The 19,294-nt window shown below is 44.7% G+C and carries 17 protein-coding genes; 6 read left to right on the top strand and 11 right to left on the bottom strand.

Going from position 1 to position 19,294, the window contains the following annotated elements:
• The first annotated feature begins 57 nt into the window (after nt 1-57).
• A complete protein-coding gene (locus tag NBH15_RS24410; protein WP_244050670.1) occupies nt 58-1,155 on the top strand; it encodes a porin in 1,098 nt (365 codons plus the stop codon).
• Here NBH15_RS24410 and NBH15_RS24405 read toward each other — a convergent pair.
• Together NBH15_RS24405 and NBH15_RS24400 are read right to left on the bottom strand one after the other, a co-directional pair.
• Nucleotides 1,152-3,530 (bottom strand): glycoside hydrolase family 95 protein, encoded by a 2,379-nt coding sequence (locus NBH15_RS24405; protein ID WP_441342876.1) that lies wholly within the window; start codon nt 3,528-3,530, stop codon nt 1,152-1,154. The two genes, NBH15_RS24410 and NBH15_RS24405, sit on opposite strands and share 4 nt — an antisense overlap.
• 120 nt (nt 3,531-3,650) lie before the next feature.
• Entirely contained in the window at nt 3,651-5,498 is a 1,848-nt protein-coding gene (locus NBH15_RS24400; protein ID WP_128134455.1) for an ABC transporter ATP-binding protein, read from the bottom strand.
• Nucleotides 5,499-5,619: 121 nt separating this feature from the next.
• On the opposite strand from NBH15_RS24400, the gene NBH15_RS24395 reads away from it, so the two are divergent.
• The 4 genes from NBH15_RS24395 to NBH15_RS24380 all read left to right on the top strand — a co-directional run bounded on the left by NBH15_RS24395 (nt 5,620) and on the right by NBH15_RS24380 (nt 9,736).
• Nucleotides 5,620-6,108: a radical SAM-associated putative lipoprotein gene (locus tag NBH15_RS24395; RefSeq protein ID WP_186959478.1), complete on the top strand. Its 489-nt coding sequence runs from the start codon at nt 5,620-5,622 to the stop codon at nt 6,106-6,108.
• 107 nt (nt 6,109-6,215) lie between these two features.
• Nucleotides 6,216-6,698, top strand: a complete 483-nt coding sequence (locus NBH15_RS24390; RefSeq protein ID WP_186959479.1) for a radical SAM-associated putative lipoprotein — start codon at nt 6,216-6,218, stop codon at nt 6,696-6,698.
• A complete protein-coding gene (locus NBH15_RS24385; protein WP_250823780.1) occupies nt 6,698-7,768 on the top strand; it encodes a TIGR04133 family radical SAM/SPASM protein in 1,071 nt (356 codons plus the stop codon). Before NBH15_RS24390 ends, NBH15_RS24385 begins: the two co-directional genes overlap by 1 nt.
• A gap of 213 nt (nt 7,769-7,981) precedes the next feature.
• Nucleotides 7,982-9,736: a DUF4091 domain-containing protein gene (locus NBH15_RS24380; protein WP_250823779.1), complete on the top strand. Its 1,755-nt coding sequence runs from the start codon at nt 7,982-7,984 to the stop codon at nt 9,734-9,736.
• A gap of 231 nt (nt 9,737-9,967) precedes the next feature.
• Here NBH15_RS24380 and NBH15_RS24375 read toward each other — a convergent pair whose 3' ends face one another.
• Together NBH15_RS24375 and NBH15_RS24370 are read right to left on the bottom strand one after the other, a co-directional pair.
• Nucleotides 9,968-10,639 (bottom strand): hypothetical protein, encoded by a 672-nt coding sequence (locus NBH15_RS24375; protein WP_250823778.1) that lies wholly within the window; start codon nt 10,637-10,639, stop codon nt 9,968-9,970.
• A gap of 450 nt (nt 10,640-11,089) precedes the next feature.
• Complete coding sequence (locus NBH15_RS24370) at nt 11,090-11,449, bottom strand: nucleotidyltransferase domain-containing protein (protein ID WP_443146962.1); 360 nt, start codon at nt 11,447-11,449, stop codon at nt 11,090-11,092.
• A gap of 348 nt (nt 11,450-11,797) precedes the next feature.
• Between NBH15_RS24370 and NBH15_RS24365 the strand changes: the two genes are divergently transcribed.
• Nucleotides 11,798-12,634, top strand: coding sequence for a DUF6261 family protein (locus NBH15_RS24365; protein ID WP_250823777.1), 837 nt, complete (start codon nt 11,798-11,800; stop codon nt 12,632-12,634).
• Between the two features lie 138 nt (nt 12,635-12,772).
• Here the strand turns inward: NBH15_RS24365 and NBH15_RS24360 are convergent, their stop codons facing one another.
• From NBH15_RS24360 to NBH15_RS24330, 7 genes are all read right to left on the bottom strand, one after another.
• Nucleotides 12,773-13,039 carry a hypothetical protein gene (locus NBH15_RS24360; RefSeq protein WP_250823776.1) on the bottom strand — a complete coding sequence of 89 codons (267 nt, stop codon included), beginning with the start codon at nt 13,037-13,039 and terminating at the stop codon, nt 12,773-12,775.
• 674 nt (nt 13,040-13,713) lie between these two features.
• Nucleotides 13,714-15,027, bottom strand: a complete 1,314-nt coding sequence (der, locus tag NBH15_RS24355) for a ribosome biogenesis GTPase Der (RefSeq protein WP_250823775.1) — start codon at nt 15,025-15,027, stop codon at nt 13,714-13,716.
• A gap of 24 nt (nt 15,028-15,051) precedes the next feature.
• Nucleotides 15,052-15,942, bottom strand: coding sequence for a GTPase Era (gene era / locus NBH15_RS24350; RefSeq protein WP_009859679.1), 891 nt, complete (start codon nt 15,940-15,942; stop codon nt 15,052-15,054).
• Nucleotides 15,926-16,930: a beta-ketoacyl-ACP synthase III gene (locus tag NBH15_RS24345; protein ID WP_010800622.1), complete on the bottom strand. Its 1,005-nt coding sequence runs from the start codon at nt 16,928-16,930 to the stop codon at nt 15,926-15,928. Before NBH15_RS24345 ends, era begins: the two co-directional genes overlap by 17 nt.
• A gap of 106 nt (nt 16,931-17,036) precedes the next feature.
• The gene (gene rpmF, locus NBH15_RS24340) at nt 17,037-17,222 is read right to left on the bottom strand and encodes a 50S ribosomal protein L32 (RefSeq protein WP_009859681.1); all 186 of its coding nucleotides are present in this window, start codon (nt 17,220-17,222) and stop codon (nt 17,037-17,039) included.
• 12 nt (nt 17,223-17,234) lie between these two features.
• Entirely contained in the window at nt 17,235-17,819 is a 585-nt protein-coding gene (locus NBH15_RS24335) for a YceD family protein (protein ID WP_250823774.1), read from the bottom strand.
• A gap of 88 nt (nt 17,820-17,907) precedes the next feature.
• Entirely contained in the window at nt 17,908-19,065 is a 1,158-nt protein-coding gene (locus NBH15_RS24330) for a sensor histidine kinase (protein ID WP_010800623.1), read from the bottom strand.
• Nucleotides 19,066-19,294: the final 229 nt, after the last annotated feature.

Genomic DNA, 19,294 nt, shown 5'->3' with positions numbered 1-19,294 from the left:
CATATTACCCGTTTATATATATCTTTGCACCCCAAATTAACAAACAGAGAAAGATTCATGAAACGACTGACTGTATTTTGCCTGTCGGCCTTGCTGACAGGAACAACTTTTACCGCTACTTCGCAGAAGACGTTAATTCCTAACAATACGGAAGTATTCAAACTGTCGCTCGAAACTCATGGTTCTTATAACGAAGCGCTTTCCGGCGAAGCCGAACGCGACCGTTTTCTGTTGAATGATTTCAAGGTGGAAGCGACCGGCACCGTCCTCCCCTGGCTTTCTTATGCTTACCGCCAGGTACTCTGTTACCGGAATGAATGGGTACGTGCCAACGGATTCGGTTCTTATATCGAGAATGCGTGGGTGAACTTCCAACTCTCCGAAAAATTCTCCGTCACTGCCGGAAAGCAGGATGCTGCCTGGGGTGGTTTCGAATACGACGAATATCCTTACCGGATTTACGATTACAGTGATATGAATGACTGGATGGACTGCTATTTTACAGGAGTCGCCGTCAGCTATGAACCTACCGGAACACAGGAGATCTGTGTACAGGTGACGAACGGCAACGATAACCGCAGCAAATCTCCTTCTTTCTATAACCTGGGATGGAACAGCAGCTATCTGGATGAGATGTTATCTCTCCGTTATTCCGTTACAGCCGGACAACAAGCTAAAGGAAACTGGATGTGGATGGTATGGGGCGGACAGCAGGTGGAAGCCGGAAAATTCCTAGGATATTTCGATGTGATGTACACCCGTGGTAAGATGGACCCGCTGGGGATGCTGGCCGAGCAGTTCGAACCCGAAGACGGAGAGCATGAAGCATCAATAAGCAATACAAGTTATCTATCGCTGGTCGCCCGCTTGAATTATCAGATCCATCCGAAGTGGAACCTGTTCGTAAAAGGGATGTACGAAACAGCATCCGTATACAAGGCTAACGGTCCTTACGAGTCGGGTAAATACCGTACCGCCTGGGGATATCAGGGAGGGGTCGAGTTCTACCCGATGGGAGACGATAACCTGCATCTTTTCATGACAGGTACCGGACGGGCTTACAGCCTGACAGAAAAAGCAAAGGCGTTCAATGTCTTTGCAGAGAACACCGGACGCCTTTCCATAGGGTTTGTTTATAAGATTCCTTTATTTTAAAACTGTAGCAACAACGAATCTCCTGCCTCCATCTCTACTGTCAACATACCGTCGATAACCGGTAAGGAGGCTGGTTTCTGATTCATTTTAATACTCATATTAGAAGATTCAGCAGGCAGTTTGATGCGAAATGTTCCCGGAACAACGGCTTTAAGTCCGGCTTCCGTCATTTTTCCTTCTGCCCATTTAGCTGATACTTCGCCACCACCCTGAACTTTGAGTCCTTTGAAACTACCGGTCTTCCAGGCTGTAGGCAAAGCCGGGAGCAACTCGATATTTCCGGTCTGGCTCTGTACAAGCATTTCGGCAATACCGGCACAACCTCCATAATTGCCATCGATCTGGAACGGCGGATGCGCACAGAACAGATTCGGATAAGAACCGCCTCCATTCACCATATTCGTCGTTTTTTCCACACAGGGACGCAGCAGGTCGACCAACAGTTTATAGGCATGGTCGCCATCATGCAAGCGTGCCCAGAAATTGATCTTCCAGGCCATCGACCAACCGGTACTCTTATCACCGCGTGCTTCGAGTGTCTTACGGGCAGCTTCCGCCAGTTCGGGGGTATGCTCCATAGAGATTTCATTTCCCGGATAAAGTCCATACAGATGGGAAACATGACGATGATGCGGTTCGACTTCTTCATAGGGTTCAAGCCATTCCAGGATACGGCCATCCTTACCGATCGTGGTTGGCATCAGACGGGAACGCTTATCCACCAGTTCCTGACAAAAAGCAGAATCAATTCCGAGGATATTGGCTGCCGCAATCGTATTGGTGAACAGCTCGCGGACAATCTGATTATCCATAGTCGAACCGGCACAGATATGTACAACTTTGCCGTTCGGCATACGGTAAGCATTTTCAGGAGAAGTGGTAGGGGCCGTTACCAAATATTTATTTCGCGGGTCACGAACCAGCATATCCGTAAAGAACAAAGCAGCACCTTTCATCACCGGATAGACCTCTTTCAGATATTCTTTATCCAATGTATATTGATAGTGGGTAAACAGATGTTCGCATAACCAGGCGGCAGACGTATTGGTCGCTCCCCAGGAAGGATGTTCGCCCGGAGCAGTAAATTCCCATACATTACCCAGGATATGTGTCACCCAGCCACGTGCATTATAAAAGACTTTGGCTGTACGTTCTCCACTTTCTACCTGCTGTTTCGTCCACTCGATCATCGGGAGATGCAATTCGGAAAGGTTCGTTACTTCTGCGGGCCAGTGATTCATCTGGAAATTGATATTCAGATGATAATCGCCATTCCAGGGAGTATTGATCGTATTACACCATAATCCCTGAAGATTTGGAGGCAATGAACCGGTACGGGTTGACGAAATCAGCAGATAACGTCCGAACTGGAAGTAGAGGGCCCCCAGCGACGGATCGTTCTGATCCTCCTGGAAAGCATGCAAACGTTCATTGATCGGCATCTCATCCCTTACGGAACGGCCCAGGTCCAGATCGACCCGGTCGAACAGGGAACGATAGGCATTGACATGCTCCTTTCTCAAGGTGGAATAATCTTTTCTTTCCGACTCGGCCAGCAAAGAAAACAGCTGGTCTTCAAATCCTTCGTTCTTATAATTAGTCGCCATACTCACCAGAAGGATGGCTTCGGAGGCATTCTGAACGGTCAAGGAACTGTCACCTGGAACCAGGGAGCCGCCTTTAGGCAGGAGGATCCGTACACGGGCGCCATATTTAACACCTTTCATTTCCAGCGTATCCACGCCGTCCGGCAACTGTCCTTTCATCAGCAAGTCTTTTCCATCGACCGACAAGGCATAATGTTCGGGACGGTTCATCCCCACCGTAAAGTTAAGCGCCTTATCGGCATCTGCCATCAAATGAACTACCCCCAGATCACCGGAGAAAGAGGTAAACGACTCACGGCTGTAATTCACTTTTCCCTTGCGGAAAGAGGTTGAGGCAATAGCATCGTTCAGATTCAGTTCACGACGGTAAGCGGCTACGGAATCGGAACCGTCTACATATACATAATCCAGCACCAGATTTCCCAGCAACTGGTAACTACCATAGGGAACATTGGCACCCTGCCCCTGACCGCTACCAGCTCCTTTACAAACAAAAGTGCGATACATCAGGTCCTGTGCTTCATCATTTTTCCCTTCAAAGAGCAGACGGCGTATATTTGCCAACGACCATACAGCCTGCGGGTTATCCGTATCCTGTTTGCTTCCGGACCACATGGAGATTTCATTCAACAGGATGTTTTCCTTATTGATTCCACCGTCGGGCATCATTCCCAGACGACCGTTTCCCAATGGCAGAGTTTCCTCCCAGATACGGGCAGGTTCATCAAAGTGATAAGCGATCTTATTGGCTGTTTTCACTTCTGCCATATCACAGGAAGCCAGCAATACCAATAAAGCAGCGATAGAAGGACGAATTATTTTCCGTCCTATCTCCTTTAATCGAATCGAGTTCATAGTATTATTAATAAAATTATTACTCAAGCGGTATCAGAAACTTTGCATGTCACACAGTCTCTTATAATAGCCATTCAAATCCAGCAGTTCTTCATGACGGCCACGTTCAACGATCTCGCCTTCATGCATCACACAGATCTCGTCTGCATTACGGATCGTAGAAAGACGGTGGGCAATAACGATCGTAGTACGGTTACGCATCAGGTTTTCCAATGCTTCCTGTACCAGGCGTTCTGATTCCGTATCCAATGCAGAAGTTGCTTCATCGAGGATCAGGATGGACGGGTTTTTCAGGATGGCACGGGCGATGCTGATACGCTGACGCTGTCCACCGGAAAGTTTGCCGCCCCGGTCACCGATACTGGTATTATATCCGTCTTCGCTCGCCATGATAAACTCATGCGCATTTGCGATACGCGCGGCTTCCTTCACCTGTTCCAATGTCGCTCCTTCCACCCCGAAAGAGATATTATTGAAGAAGGTATCATTGAAAAGGATCGCTTCCTGATTCACATTCCCCATCAGGCCACGCAAATCGTAGAGGGAGGCATCGCGGATATCCGTTCCGTCAATAGTAATGCTCCCCTTATCCACATCATAAAAACGGGGCAACAGATCTACCAGCGTACTTTTACCGGAACCGGACTGGCCAACCAATGCGACGGTCTTTCCCTTAGGGATTACCAGGTCTACACCTTTCAACACCCAGTCATGCTGGTATTTAAACCAAATATTGTTATATCGTATTTCCTTATTCAATTCTATCTTCTTAGGATCGGCCGGATCATTGATATTACTTTCAGCTTTCAAGATCTTATCGATACGATCCATAGAGGCCAGCCCTTTCTGGATGGCATAAACAGACTTACTTAAATCTTTCGCCGGATTAATAATACTATAAAAGATAACCAGGTAATAAATAAATGTGGAGGCATCGATCGTGCTATGGTTACTCAGGATAAGCGTACCTCCATACCAAAGAACGATGGCGATAGTAGCCGTTCCCAGAAACTCACTCATCGGGTGCGCCATCTGCTGGCGGCGATAGATACGGATGGTGGTCCGACGGAACCGGTCATTACTGTTCTCGAAACGAGTTTGTATTTTCTTCTCGGCATTGAATGCTTTGATAATGCGCAAGCCGCCTAAAGTCTCTTCGATCTGGCTCATCAAGCCGCCCCATTGCTGCTGGCCTTCCAGCGATTTACGTTTCAGTTTCTTCCCTACCTGTCCCATCACATAGCCCGCCAAAGGCAACAGTACGAGGACAAAGATCGTCAGCTGCCAACTGATAACGATCATACCGATCAGATAGATAATGATCAGGATCGGATTCTTGAACAACATATCCAGGGAACTCATGATGGAGGTCTCTACCTCGTTCACATCGCCGGAGACACGGGCAATGATGTCCCCCTTGCGCTCTTCCGAGAAAAATCCCAGGGGTAGTTCGGTTATTTTCCTGTTGATCTGGTTACGGATATCACGAACAACCCCTGTACGAATAGGGATCATCGTAAAAAAGGCCATGTACATTGTGCCCACTTTCAGAAATGTAGAGATAATAAGGAAAGCACCTAAAACGATCAGAGTGAATGAGCCTCCTTCTTTTTCAATCAGGTCGCTGACAAACCAGAAGAAATTGTTCTTTATCAGTTCGGGAGTACCTTTCCAGCTTTCCCAGGTCCAGGGATCAAACACCCAGGCTTTATAGGAATAAACATCATCATTCAGTTTGAACAATATATTCAATATCGGAATAATCAGGGCAAAAGAGAACAGATTCAGTATGGCAGATAAAATATTGAACACAATGTTCAACACCATATACTTCTTATAAGGAGGCACAAAACGCCGTAATATGCGTATGAAATCTTTCATGTTTATTTAGTTCGATTGGATTTGGCGCGCAAGTTACTCATAAAAAACAGGTGATGCAACGTTTCGACTTATCTTTGCATCAATTAGGTATGGATGTAAATACAATTAAAACCATACGGATATGAACCGAACAAACCATTTCTTCCTGACCTTTACAAATAAAATATTGGCAGGATTATTAAGCCTGTTAGGCTTTTCACTAGCTGCATGCGACAAAATAGGTGCAGACGAATACGGATGTCCCTATGCCGATTATGAAATCAAAGGGAAAGTAGTCGATGACAACGGAAAAGCCATCAACGGCATACAAGTTATTATTCCCGACCCTTTTGGTAATGAAGAATATACGCATCGGGATACGCTGATCACGAACAGGGCCGGAGAGTTCGTCGCACGACCGGTTGTCACCACTTTTGGCACGGATATCACTTTCAAAATCACAACAAAAGATATCGATGGCACCGATAACGGAGGAGCATTTGAAGAAACAATCACGGAAGTCGCTTTCAAAAAAGAAGACCTGACAGGAGGAAACGGCGAATGGAATTATGGTAATGCACAAAAGAATGTGACTATCAAAATGAAGCAGGCTGTGGAAAACAAAGAATAAGTAAAAACAATTATCCAGACTTATACAACCACCGATGCAGTATTTTTCGTACTTTTGTATTTAATCATATGTAATCTATCAGTTAATAACAAAACAACGCAAGTTATATGAAAAGGTTCTATCCTCATTTTTTGAACAGTATGAACTGGGTATTAGCCGGTTTACTCACCTTACTAGGTTTCTCTTGTTCCGATTCGGATGATGATGGGGGAGGTCAGGTAGAAGAATACGGCTGCCCACATGCTAACTACGAGATCAAAGGGAAAGTGGTAAACAGACAGAACAACCCGATCCCTAATATACAAATCGCCATCAGCGATTCAGTTCCCGACCGTCAAATGCCCAGCGATACCATCTACACCGACGCAAAGGGAGAATTCCTTTGGGAAACCGGAGAATTCCCCGGGGCAACATTCAAACTTATCACGACAGATATTGACAAAGATAAAAACGGCGGTCAGTTTGTAGCCGATACCTCTTTTGTTTCCTTTAAAAACGCCGTCTATGAAAATGGTAGCGGTTGGTACAAGGGAAAAGCCAAACAAGAGGTTACAATCACTATGAGCGAACAGATTAACACGGAAGAATAATGGATAAACGTCCCGGATTTCGTAAACGCATCGCCCTGGAACTATTCCGCAGTATCCGGAGAAACAGGGCCAAGCTACACGAACTACGCACACTCTTTTGGGAATGTACGCTTCGTTGCAATGCATCCTGCCGTCATTGCGGCAGCGACTGCCATGTATCGGCTGGCATGAAGGATATGCCGGTGGAAGATTTTCTGAAAGTTATAGATGATATTACTCCCCATGTCAACCCTAATAAAGTATTGGTAATTTTTACCGGAGGAGAGGCTTTGGTGCGCAAAGACATCGAAACCTGCGGAATGGAACTTTACCGCCGGGGATATCCCTGGGGAATCGTTTCCAACGGATTGCTGATGACACGCGAACGGCTGGACGCGCTGCTGGCCTCCGGCATGCATTCGGCAACCATTAGTCTCGACGGTTTCGAGGAAGCACACAACTGGTTGCGCCGTCATCCGAAGAGTTTCGAGAATGCAGTCAACGCCATCTGCATGCTGGCGGAAGAGAAAGAGATTGTCTGGGATGTGGTGACTTGCGTAAACCAAAAGAACTTCAAAGACCTGAAACTCTTCAAGGAATTCCTGATGGAGATGGGCGTAAAACGGTGGCGTCTGTTCACCATCTTCCCCGTCGGACGGGCTGCCGAAGAAGCCGACCTGCAACTGACCAACGAACAGTTCACCTGGATGCTCAACTTCATCCGTTACTGCCGGCAGGAAGGAAAGATACACACCAGCTACGGATGCGAAGGGTTCCTCGGGAACTACGAAGCCGAAGTGCGCGACTCCATCTTCCAATGCAATGCCGGAATCAGTACGGCTTCAGTGCTGGCAGACGGTTCCATTTCCGGTTGTCCGAGTATCCGTGCCAATTTCCACCAGGGGAATATCTACAAAGATAAATTCATCGACATCTGGAACAACGAATTCAAGCCGTACCGCAACCGCGAATGGACACGCAAAGGGCAATGCGCCGACTGCAAAATGTTCCGTTATTGCGAAGGTAACGGCATGCATCTGTATGACGATAACGGCAATCTATTGTTCTGTCATTATAACCGGATAAAGTAATTGTCTCAAAAGTCTAAATGGCACGCAGATGACAGAGATTAGGCAGATTAACACAGATATTTATCTTAAAAATAAATTAATTATCTGCGGTTATCTGCCTAATCTGTGTCATCTGCGTGCCATGTTGTTTTTTTTGATCTATCGTAATTGCGTACAATATCCCATCTTTTTCCTATCTTTATCCCCCGAATAAACTTCTAAAAGAATTTATACATGAAAAACTCTCTTATTCTCTGTGCCCTGCTAACGCTAGGCCCGGTTTGTTACGCACAGCAATCGAATATCACCGATTACACCGAACTGACCGATACCAAGCCACACGATAGTGAGGCTGTATGGAATAAAATAACAACGCCTACCCAACTCAGCTGGGCGAGCACGGACGTTCGTTATCCGAAACTCAGTATCCCAACCGTTACAAAGACCTCCCGCTGGCAGACGAAAGCCTGGAAAGGAGAACGCGTAAACGCCCAGGCCGTATTGTGGACTACCAACGACCTGTCGAACGCAACCATCACCGTCAGCGAATTGAAAAACGGTTCATCCGTTATCCCGGCTTCCAACGTCACCACCAATTTCGTACGTTACGTAATGACCGACGAGTTGAACAAAGAACGCACAGGTGGTTGCGGTGTACGTGAAAACAAGGCGGAATGGGATTCTTCCGTTGTTGCCGACGTGTTGGATATCGTAAAGATGCACGACGTCGCCGCCCGTACGACACAACCTATCTGGATGAATGTATGGGTACCGTCGGATGCACGTCCCGGAAAATATAAAGGAACACTGACCGTTTCAGGCGAAAACTTCCAACCGATGAAGTTACAGGTGGAGATAGACGTACTGAACCGTACCCTGCCGGAACCGAAAGACTGGAAATTTCATCTGGACTTGTGGCAGAACCCGTACTCCGTGGCCCGTTACTATAATGTGCCTCTCTGGAGCAAAGAACATTTCGATGCCATGCGCCCGATCATGAAGATGTTGGCTAACGCCGGACAGCGTGCCATCACCACCAGCATCATGCACAAACCCTGGGCGGGACAGACCGAAGATCATTTCGACAGCATGGTGTTCCGCATGAAGAAACTCGACGGCAGTTGGGAATATGACTATACCGTTTTCGACAAATGGGTAGATTTCATGATGAACGATATAGGCATCAACGACCTGATCAGCTGCTACACCATGATCCCGTGGGCACTGAGTTTCGACTATTACGACCAGGCAACCAACCGCATCCAGTTCATCGAAGCCAAACCGGGCGATGCAGCTTATGCCGACTACTGGGGCAGTTTCCTGAAAGATTTCTCCCGCCACCTGCGTGCAAAAGGCTGGTTTGAAAAGACAGCGATCTCTATGGACGAACGTCCGTTGGAAGCCATGCAAGAGGCCATCAAAGTAATCAAGCAGGCTGACCCGGAATTTAAAATCACGCTGGCCGGCAACTATCATAAAGAGATACAAGGCGACCTGTATTACCTGAGTATTCCGTACGGCCACAAATTCCCGGAAGATGTGAAAGCCGAACGCGACCGCAAAGGCCAGATCAGCACGGTTTATACCTGTTGTTCGGAAGCATTCCCGAACACCTTCACCTTCTCCAACCCGGCAGAAGCCCCCTGGACTATCCTCCACGCAGTTGCCGGAGGTTACGACGGTTACCTGCGTTGGGCAGTCAACAGCTGGACCAAAGATCCGTTGCGCGACTCCCGTTTCCGCACCTGGGCAGCCGGCGATACATACAGTATCTACCCGGGTCCCCGCAGCAGTATCCGTTTCGAACGCCTGGTAGAAGGCCTCCAGGACGCTGAAAAAATCCGCATCCTCCGCGAAGAACTGAAGGGCAGCAAACTGGATAAGCTGAATAAGACTGTCGCCATGTTTACTTCGGAAGGGCTGGCTGAGACACAGAAGTCGGCTACGGAGATGGTGAATGAGTTGAATAAATTGCTGAATTCATTCTAAAAATATAGAAGGCAGTATCTAAAATCTGATATTGCCTTCTATATTTTATCACCATTATTGATTATAATGCACAAGACGCTTCCCTTTACGGTTTCTTTGACATTCCTTTTCATATTCCTATATAACGAATGCAATTGAAGGGAAAATCACAAAAACCTCTACTAAAGAGAATATTTACAAAGAACATTCTATGAATGTAATAACTATTATAATTTTAAAATTAACCATTCACTAATCAATGTTCCAATATGCTTCGGGATCTCCTCCCAGTACATCATCAATAAAATCATCGTCACATCCTTCTACATCCTGTGCATACGTACCTCCATATTTTTCATAGGTAGGTTCATTATCAGAATAATCGTAAGTTCTACTAAAATTTATTTGAGGACTAAATTCTTTTCCTTTATATAATTCAGGTATATATGCAGGATACAATGGATAGTCCTTTTTTTTAATCGAACCATCCATAATAGAAAAAGAAGAAACTTTAAGATCATTATCAAGGATAATACTTTCTGCACACTGATCCTTCATTTCTATTCCCTTTCTTGAAACTATATCAAACTCTCCTGTTGCCATATCATAGGCTTGAATCCATTTATCAGGAACTGAACAAACTTCACATGGAGCAAATTCACGAGGACTATATTTCAGAAAGAACCCTAGTGGATAATATAGCAAAATAGATGAAACATCTTTATAACAAATTGTTTGTTTAGGTATCAAATAGATAACTTCAAAAATAGTTCCGGTCTGAACCCTACAATAAAAACCTGTGTGTATAGCATCAGTTTCAAGGTAGTCATTAAAGTCACTTATATATCCACCAGTATTTAACACATCACAAATAAGAGACTTATCTTCGCTATATAAAGCCTCAATAATTTCATCGAAAGTCATAGTAATATAGTTTTATCCTCCCTGTCCCCTCCGTTCGGTGTTAACAAAAAAAGAAGCGTGGGAACCATCGTCTATCATTGTCTTGAGGCTCTCGACTGCCTACTCATCAATAATAGCACAATGATCCCACGCTTTATGCAGGTATATAGTCCACCCGTCACCGGGTAAGTATATATAACAAACATAAGCGCAGGAAACATTTTGTCTATTATCTTGATGAGTTGAAATTGTCGAGATTTCAAGACAAGATAATATCGAAACGCTTCTACGTTATTTTTTCAATACGTCGCAAAGATCGCACATTTAGATTATTAAACAAAATATCCGAGATCTTTTTCTCTCGGATATTTATATTGTTACACTCCTATCAAACTTTCTAAAGCTTGTATAAAAGCAACTGCTTGCGGATAAAGTTCCTTTACTTTTTCCTCCGTCATCATAATAAAATCGTCATAACGCAACTCCTTCTCTCATTACATTTTCAGAAAAAGGCGTCGTCAGCTTTTCCCATATCTTTTTACTGAATACACGAGGACTGATGATCACTCCCGTCTCAAACTCTATGTCATAAAGCGGATAAGCGATCTCCTGTTCCTCTTTCAGAGAGATATCTTCTTTGTCAAGCAAGATAAGCAAATCAATATCGCTGTCAGGACGGGCATCGCCACGGGCTTCGCTCCCGTACAGAATCGCCTGTGCGCCGGGAGCTACACGACGGATAACTTCCCGTATACGGTTTACTATTTCAGGACGTCTCATGAGATACTCTTTTCTTCTTTGATTTCTATTTTCGTAAAGGTAACTATAAATCTCAAAATCACAAGAAAGAGGGTTGTTTCGTCAAGATAAAGACAAAAGAAGGCCCCCTAACAAGTGAAAGTAACCTTTCGAGGCCTCGGGAAGAGTTTTTTAATGGTGAAAGTGGCTTTCCGAGACCTCGAGAGGTCTTTTTCACCATTCAAAGTTCACACCCGAGGCCTCGAGAGGTCACTTTAAACGTTGAAAACCGCCTTCCGAGGTCTCGATAAGTCATTTTCAACGTTTGACAGACATTTCCGAGGCCTCGAGGATTTTTTTCTGAAAATAATGTGGTAAATATTTCCTCCGTCCAGACATATTATCTACATTAGCGCATATTTAATTCTAAAAAATCAATCCATGGGAACTTTTACTAAAATCAAGACACTCCCGTTGACCAATCTCAACAATGCCGAATATCTGGCCTTCCTCAACTCCGTGCTGGACCTCGTCCCCGCTCCGACCGGCGGTGGCGACCGTCCCGAAATCGAGTCGCTCAATGCCGACGTGCAGGCGGCAAACGAATCGCCCAGCATCGGATTGTCGGCACAGTTTATACAGACTTTTGAAAACGACATCATGCTCCTGGCCGACACGGTCGACGAAAGCCGCATTGCACAGGAAACGGAGCAGGCTGCCGTTCACGAAGCCAACCGCGATAAGCTGATCATCTACATCACCACCCGCATCTCGCGTGCCGGCGGCTTGCCGCTCGAAGCCGAACGTGATGCCGGAAAGTTTCTCTATAAGGTAATCAAACCGTACATCGGCATCGCCCGCCTGCCGGTAGCACAGGAAACAGCCAAAATACAAGGCTTGCTGATTGACTTGCGGAAGGACGAAAACGCGATCTACGTCACCACCCTCGGACTGGAAGCCTACCTGGCCGAACTCGAAAAGGAAAACAATGCCTACATCGCACTCACCTCGGCGAGAACACAGAGCCGCGCTGCCAATAAAAAGGACAATAGCGCAACAATCCGTCAGCGTCTCGACAGCCAGTACGACGACCTGGTGATGCTGGCACAGTCGTTCAGCGTAGCCCAGCCGTCCGAAGAGGCAACGACATTTGTCAGCAACCTGAACCAGTTGATCTCAGAAACCGTCACCGCTTTCAACCAGCGAAAGAAAGGTTCCGGCCCGACAGGTGAAGGCGGAGGCGGAGACGGAAGTAGCGATCGCCCAGAAATCGAATAGGTTGATCGGAGAAAAAACGAAAAAGGGAGGTGATTACTTCCCTTTTTTCATTTGATCCCCCAAATAGAGGGGCTATCATATCCGAAAAAAACTCCTGGCAGGAAAGATTAACTAATTCTCCAATTAGTGGTTGGAGAATTAATCAAAATACTCATATTGTTCCGCAAAAGCAGCTTCTATATCTTCTTTGAGTCTCGGATTATTGACCTTCTCAACTTTGTTTAGCATCAGATAAGCACTTTTCAAGCAGTTCTCCTGATGGATAAAATATTTTTCAGAAAAATAGGTTGCCATTATTCTTTTATAAAAACGAAATCGTTTTGTATTATCAGTGCCCTCTTCTACCATATTTGAACCAATAAAACCGAAAGAGGGGTGGTCATCTTTTTGATATATTTCAAGCATAATATTTATGCAAGTCATAACAATGCGCCTGGGTTCGTAGGTATTAGTTAATACACTATACTTGTTCTCACAGTTCCTCATACTTTTAAGATGAAATTTTAGAGCATATACATGATGATCATAGCATTCAACCCAAACCCAATACCACTGATTGGATTTGGTCGATTTAAATGTATATAATTTCTTTGATTTTAAATGCCCAGCTTCTTCATTAAAATTTTGGACAAACCGGTGAGGGTAAAAAAACGCCATTTCAGATTAAATAAGGATACAGGTCTATTCGTCTTTTTTTCAGTTCTTCTGATGAAACTTGTACGAAAATAGCAGTATCCTTCTTCGGATCATTTTTAACGTCCGAAACAACAGTTGTAGACTTTTCCTTACAACTAATTGCGGCTTTTGTTTTTCTAATTAAGTTTCCCATATCTATTACTCTAACGACAATATAACAAATCTGTTGATGATTTTGTTGATTAACATGTTGATTATTACATGTAATGGGTCAAAGATACATATCTTTTATATCAAAGACACGTTCAAGTGAATATTTTTACAACAGATTTCATTTTTTTAGCGGCAGAACAAATAAAACGTGATAAAATTTAACAAAAGAACCCGATGACGCAGATTTTATAAAAGCGTCATCGGGTTTATAATATGAATTATCAAAATTCTTATTTCTCGCGAATGAAAATATTGATCGGTGTCCCTGTGAAATCCCAGTTTTCGCGAATCTTGTTTTCCAGGAAGCGTTTGTAAGGCTCCTTGATCCATTGCGGCAGGTTGGCAAAGAATACGAACGACGGAACCTGTCCGACCGGCAGCTGGGTGATGTATTTGATCTTGATATACTTTCCTTTCCATGCGGGAGGCGGATAGTTCTCGATGATCGGCAACATGATCTCGTTCAGCTTGGCCGTCGGGATGCGTTTCTTACGATTGTCGTATACTTCTTTGGCTGTTTCGAGCACTTTCAGGATACGCTGCTTGGTCAATGCCGAAATGAACAGGATAGGGAAATCTGTAAACGGTGCCAGACGTTCGCGGATCGCATTCGTATAGCTGTCGATCACCTTCTGGCCTTTATCTTCTACCAAATCCCATTTGTTCACACAAACGACCAGCCCCTTCTTATTCTTCTGCACCAAAGAGAAAATATTCAAATCCTGGCTTTCGATACCGCGGGTAGCATCTACCATCAGTACACAGACATCGGAATTCTCAATGGCACGAATCGAACGGATCACCGAATAATATTCCAGGTCTTCGTTCACCTTTCCCTTCTTACGGATACCGGCTGTATCCACCAGATAGAAATTCAGGCCGAATTTATTGTATTTGGTATAAATAGAATCGCGGGTAGTCCCGGCAATATCCGTTACGATATGACGGTCTTCACCGATAAACGCATTGATCAAAGACGATTTTCCGGCATTCGGACGACCGATAACGGCAATACGAGGCAACTCTTCTTCTAATTCTTCATTTTTTTCTTCCGGAAGGATCTCGATGATCTTATCCAGCAAATCACCGGAATTGGAACCGTTGATAGCTGAAACGCAGAAAGGATCGCCCAAACCGAACGCATAGAACTCTGCGGCCTCGGCATGCATCTCAAAGTTATCCGCTTTGTTTGCCACCACGATAACCGGCTTTTTATTACGGCGCAGTATCTTGGCCACTTCGATGTCCAGGTCCGTGATACCGTTCAATACATCCACCACAAACAAGATCACGTCTGCTTCATCCAAAGCGACCTGTACCTGCTTATTTATCTCTTCTTCGAAAACATCATCCGAATTAATTACCCATCCGCCGGTGTCGACCAGCGAAAACTCTTTACCGGTCCAGTCCACTTTACCGTACTGACGGTCGCGGGTAGTCCCTGCTTCCTCGTTCACGATGGCCTGACGCGATTGGGTCAGACGGTTGAACAGGGTGGACTTTCCTACGTTGGGCCTACCAACAATTGCTACAATATTTCCCATAAATTTCTTTTCTGTGCGCTGTTTTTAATCCAGCTGATAACCAAAATTCTTCAACAGGTTATCCCGGTTACGCCAGTCTTTTTCAACCTTGACGAACATTTCCAGGAACACCTTCTTCTCAAAGAAGCGTTCAATATCCTTACGGGCCATCGCTCCTACCTTCTTCAGTGCCTGTCCCTTATGCCCGATGATAATCCCTTTCTGGGAATCCCGTTCCACAATAATGAGCGCCTTGATGTGAATCATTTCTTCTTCTTCCTTAAACAGCTCTACAACGACTTCCACTGCATACGGTATCTCCTTCTGATAATATAGGAGTATCTTCTCGCGAATAATCTCCGTAACGAAGAAGCGGGCCGGCTTATCGGTAAGCGCGTCTTTTTCAAAATAAGGGGGAGACTCGGGCATCAAATCCTCCACCCTATGTTTCACATAATCAATATTAAAGTTCGAAAGCGCAGAGATCGGAATGATCTCGGCCTTCGGAAGAACCTCTTTCCAATGGGCTACCATCTTTTCCAGTTCGGCCTGGTTGCTGGTATCGATCTTGTTGATCAGCAGCAGGACCGGACATTCCACCGATTGGACCCGCTGGAGGAATTCTTCATTTTTATCGATTGTCTCAACGACATCGGTCACATAGAGTAACACGTCGGCATCACCTAAAGCCGACTCCGAAAAATTCAGCATAGACTCCTGCAACTTGTAATTCGGATGCAGGACTCCCGGCGTGTCTGAATACACGATCTGCATATCGTCGGTATTCACAATCCCCATGATACGATGACGGGTAGTCTGCGCTTTCGACGTGATGATGGAGATACGTTCCCCCACCAGACGGTTCATCAACGTGGACTTCCCCACATTAGGATTACCGACAATATTAACAAAGCCGGACTTATGCTTGTTTTCCATTATAACCCCATTTAAGATAAATTGCACCCCAGGTAAAGCCTGCACCGAATGCTGCCAGGATCAGGTTGTCCCCTTTCTTCAGCTTGTCTTCCCACTCCCAAAGGCAGATAGGAATAGTACCGGCACTAGTATTACCATATTTCTGGATATTGATCATTACCTTCTCCATATCCACACCCAAACGTTTAGCCGTCGCATCGATAATACGCAAATTGGCCTGGTGAGGCACGATCCATGTAATATCGTCGTGGGTCAGTTTATTTCGTTCCGCTATTTCGGCAGCCACATCGGCCATATACGAAACAGCATACTTAAAGACATATTTACCATCCTGCAAAACAAAATGTTCCCGTTTATCCACGGTCTCATGACTGGAAGGATAAGCCGAGCCACCTGACTTCATAATCAGATGAGAATAGCCTACACCGTCAGTACGCAGAATCGTGTCGAGAACGCCGACTTCTTCCGTAGTCGGTTCCAGTAAAACCGCACCGCAGGCATCCCCGAACAGAGGACAGGTAGAACGATCCTGATAATCGGTAATCGAAGTCATCTTATCACCGGCAACAACAATCACTTTCTTATAGCGTCCCGAACGAATATAATTCGCACCTGTTTCCAACCCATATAAGAATCCGGCACAAGCTCCCTGCAAATCGAAAGTCATTGCATTCTTACAGCCGGTATGATAGGCGATGATTGAAGACATGGTTGGAAAGTGATGGTCTGCCGTTGTAGTAGCTGACAGAATCACTTCGATCTCTTCCGGATTTACTTGTGTTTTTTCGAGTAACTGCTTCACAGCACGTATACCCATGTAAGAGGTACCAACCCCTTCCCCTTTCAAAATTCTGCGTTCTTTGATGCCAACACGTGTCATGATCCATTCGTCAGTCGTATCGACCAATTTGGAGATGTCCTCATTTGTCAACACGTCTTCCGGAACGTATCCGCCTACACCTGTTATAACCGCATTTAATTTATCCATACTTAAAAAAATAAAGAGACTCTATATCCCAATTAAAAAATTAGCCCTAAAAATATTTTTAGGGCTATTTCTTTCGTTTATCAGACTCAATATGATCGTGACAAACTTACACAGCTGCTTCTTTTACGATAGCTAACTTACCTCTGTAGTAGCCGCATTCGCCGCATACAGTGTGATAAATATGCCATGCGCCGCAGTTCGGGCAAATAGCCATTGTTGGAGCGACAGCCTTGTCATGAGTTCTTCTCTTGGCTGTTCTTGTCTTACCTTGTCTTCTTTTAGGATGTGCCATGTTTTAATTTATTTAATTGTTATCATTCTCTATTAAACCTTTCAGGGCATCCCAGCGAGGATCAGAATTACCGCTTACGTCATCATCCATGGATATATCTTCCACTTCGTCTTCTTCGTAATCATCATCTCTGTCATCTGTACTTTTAGCAGTGTGCTTCTTCAGCTTCGTCGACATCGCTTTATTACATTTTCCCGGAGCATGTACATGCTTCATCGGTACTGCCAATGCAATAAACTCATAAAGGAACCATGCCAAATTAATCGCACCTTCCTCTTCTGGTATTACTACTACCTCGTCGCTCTCTTCGGCATATTCTTTACCGAATTTCACTACCAAGCGATTATGTGTATCAACCGGAATCTCCATATCGTCCAGACATCTGTCGCACGGAACGATTGCTACACCTTCCATCTGAAAGTTCATTTCAAAAGCCACTGACGTACGCTTCACTGTCAGGTGAACCTTGACTTTGCCCTTCTGGACTTCGTCTCCGTCAATGTCCACAAAAAACTTGTTCTCCAGTAAATACTCGAATTCGTGCACACCTGGAGCGAGATTTTTCAAATCTACGTTATATAATTTAAACTTTCCCAAAGCCTTTTAGTGTAAAAACCTTGCAAAGGTACGAAAAAACTAAACACAAATGCAATACCTATGCAGTTATTTTTTATTATTGAACTATTTAGCCTCTATATTTACGAAGCTCTATACGAAATGTCGTGCCTTTTCCGACCTCCGAGTTCTTTACGAATATCTTGCCGCCATGGTAGGACTCTATGATACGTTTGACCAGAGATAACCCGAGTCCCCATCCGCGCTTCTTAGTCGTATAGCCGGGATTGAAGACAGTCTTATATTTTGATTTGGGAATCCCCTTTCCCGAATCCGTAATATCTATCCGCACAGTCTTGTCACGCTCTTCCACCTGAAACGTTATTTCGCCCTGGCCTTCCATAGCATCCACAGCATTTTTTGTCAGGTTTTCAATAACCCAGGCAAACAGTGAATCATTCATTAAAACCAATACGGGATTATCCGGAAGATGAGTATATATCTTCACCTTGGCAGAAATACGTGTTTCCATATAATTTAAGGCCGTACGAATCGAATTGCTGATATTTACCGGTGTCGGATCGGGATTTGATCCAATCTTCGAGAAACGTTCTGCAATCATCTCCAAACGCTTCACATCTTTTTCCATTTCACCCAGGAGAGACGGATCGATTTCTTTTGTACGAAGATATTCCACCCAGGCGATCAAGGAAGAGATAGGAGTTCCTAGCTGATGGGCTGTCTCCTTCGATAATCCGACCCATACTTTATTCTGTTCTGCCTTCTTCGTACTGGCAAGAGCCAGGAAGGCGATCAGGATAAATATGAAAACAACTGTCAACTGGGCATAAGGATAGATAAGCAGCCTTTTCAGGATAATAGAATCGTCGTAGTATAAATACTGGAAGGTTCCATCCTGCATGTCGATCAGTATAGGAGGGTTCTTGCTCTTTAATTCCCGTACTTTATTTTTCAGAAACAAGTCTGAATCCTTTTCCGGAAGGTCGATATTCTTCTCTGCAATTACACTGTCCTTCTCATTACACCATAAAACAGGTATCGTGGTGTTACTTTCCAGAATCTTTAGAATAAGAGCCATATTTGAACCGTTGGTTTCGGTAGCAATCATACGTTGCGCTTCCGCCCAAATCTCGACCTTCTGGCGTTCTTCCTGTGCTAAACTCTTTACAAGCTTATCAGAGACAAACACTGAAACGATCGCAATCAATGTGGCTATTAAAATGAAAAGATATTTCAGCCGTTGCCGGGAATCATATATACTGCTCATAATCTAAAATTCATACTCAATGTATATTAGAACGGAAAATAAGATACATTATTATAAGAGAGATGTTAAATCAGGAAGAATAAAAACGAAAAGAAGCTATAAATACAAAAAGGAACCAACCTTACGATTGATTCCTTTCATTTGTTTGGAGTCTGTGACTCTAAAACGGCGGCTATCTACTCTCCCACTTTTACGCAGTACCATCGACGTGGTTGGGCTTAACTTCTCT

The sequence above is a fragment of the Parabacteroides caeci genome (assembly GCF_023656795.1).
Classification (GTDB): Bacteria; Bacteroidota; Bacteroidia; order Bacteroidales; family Tannerellaceae; genus Parabacteroides; species Parabacteroides segnis.
The sequence above is the reverse complement of the archived record's forward strand: the minus strand, read 5'-3'. Positions and strand labels throughout refer to the sequence as shown.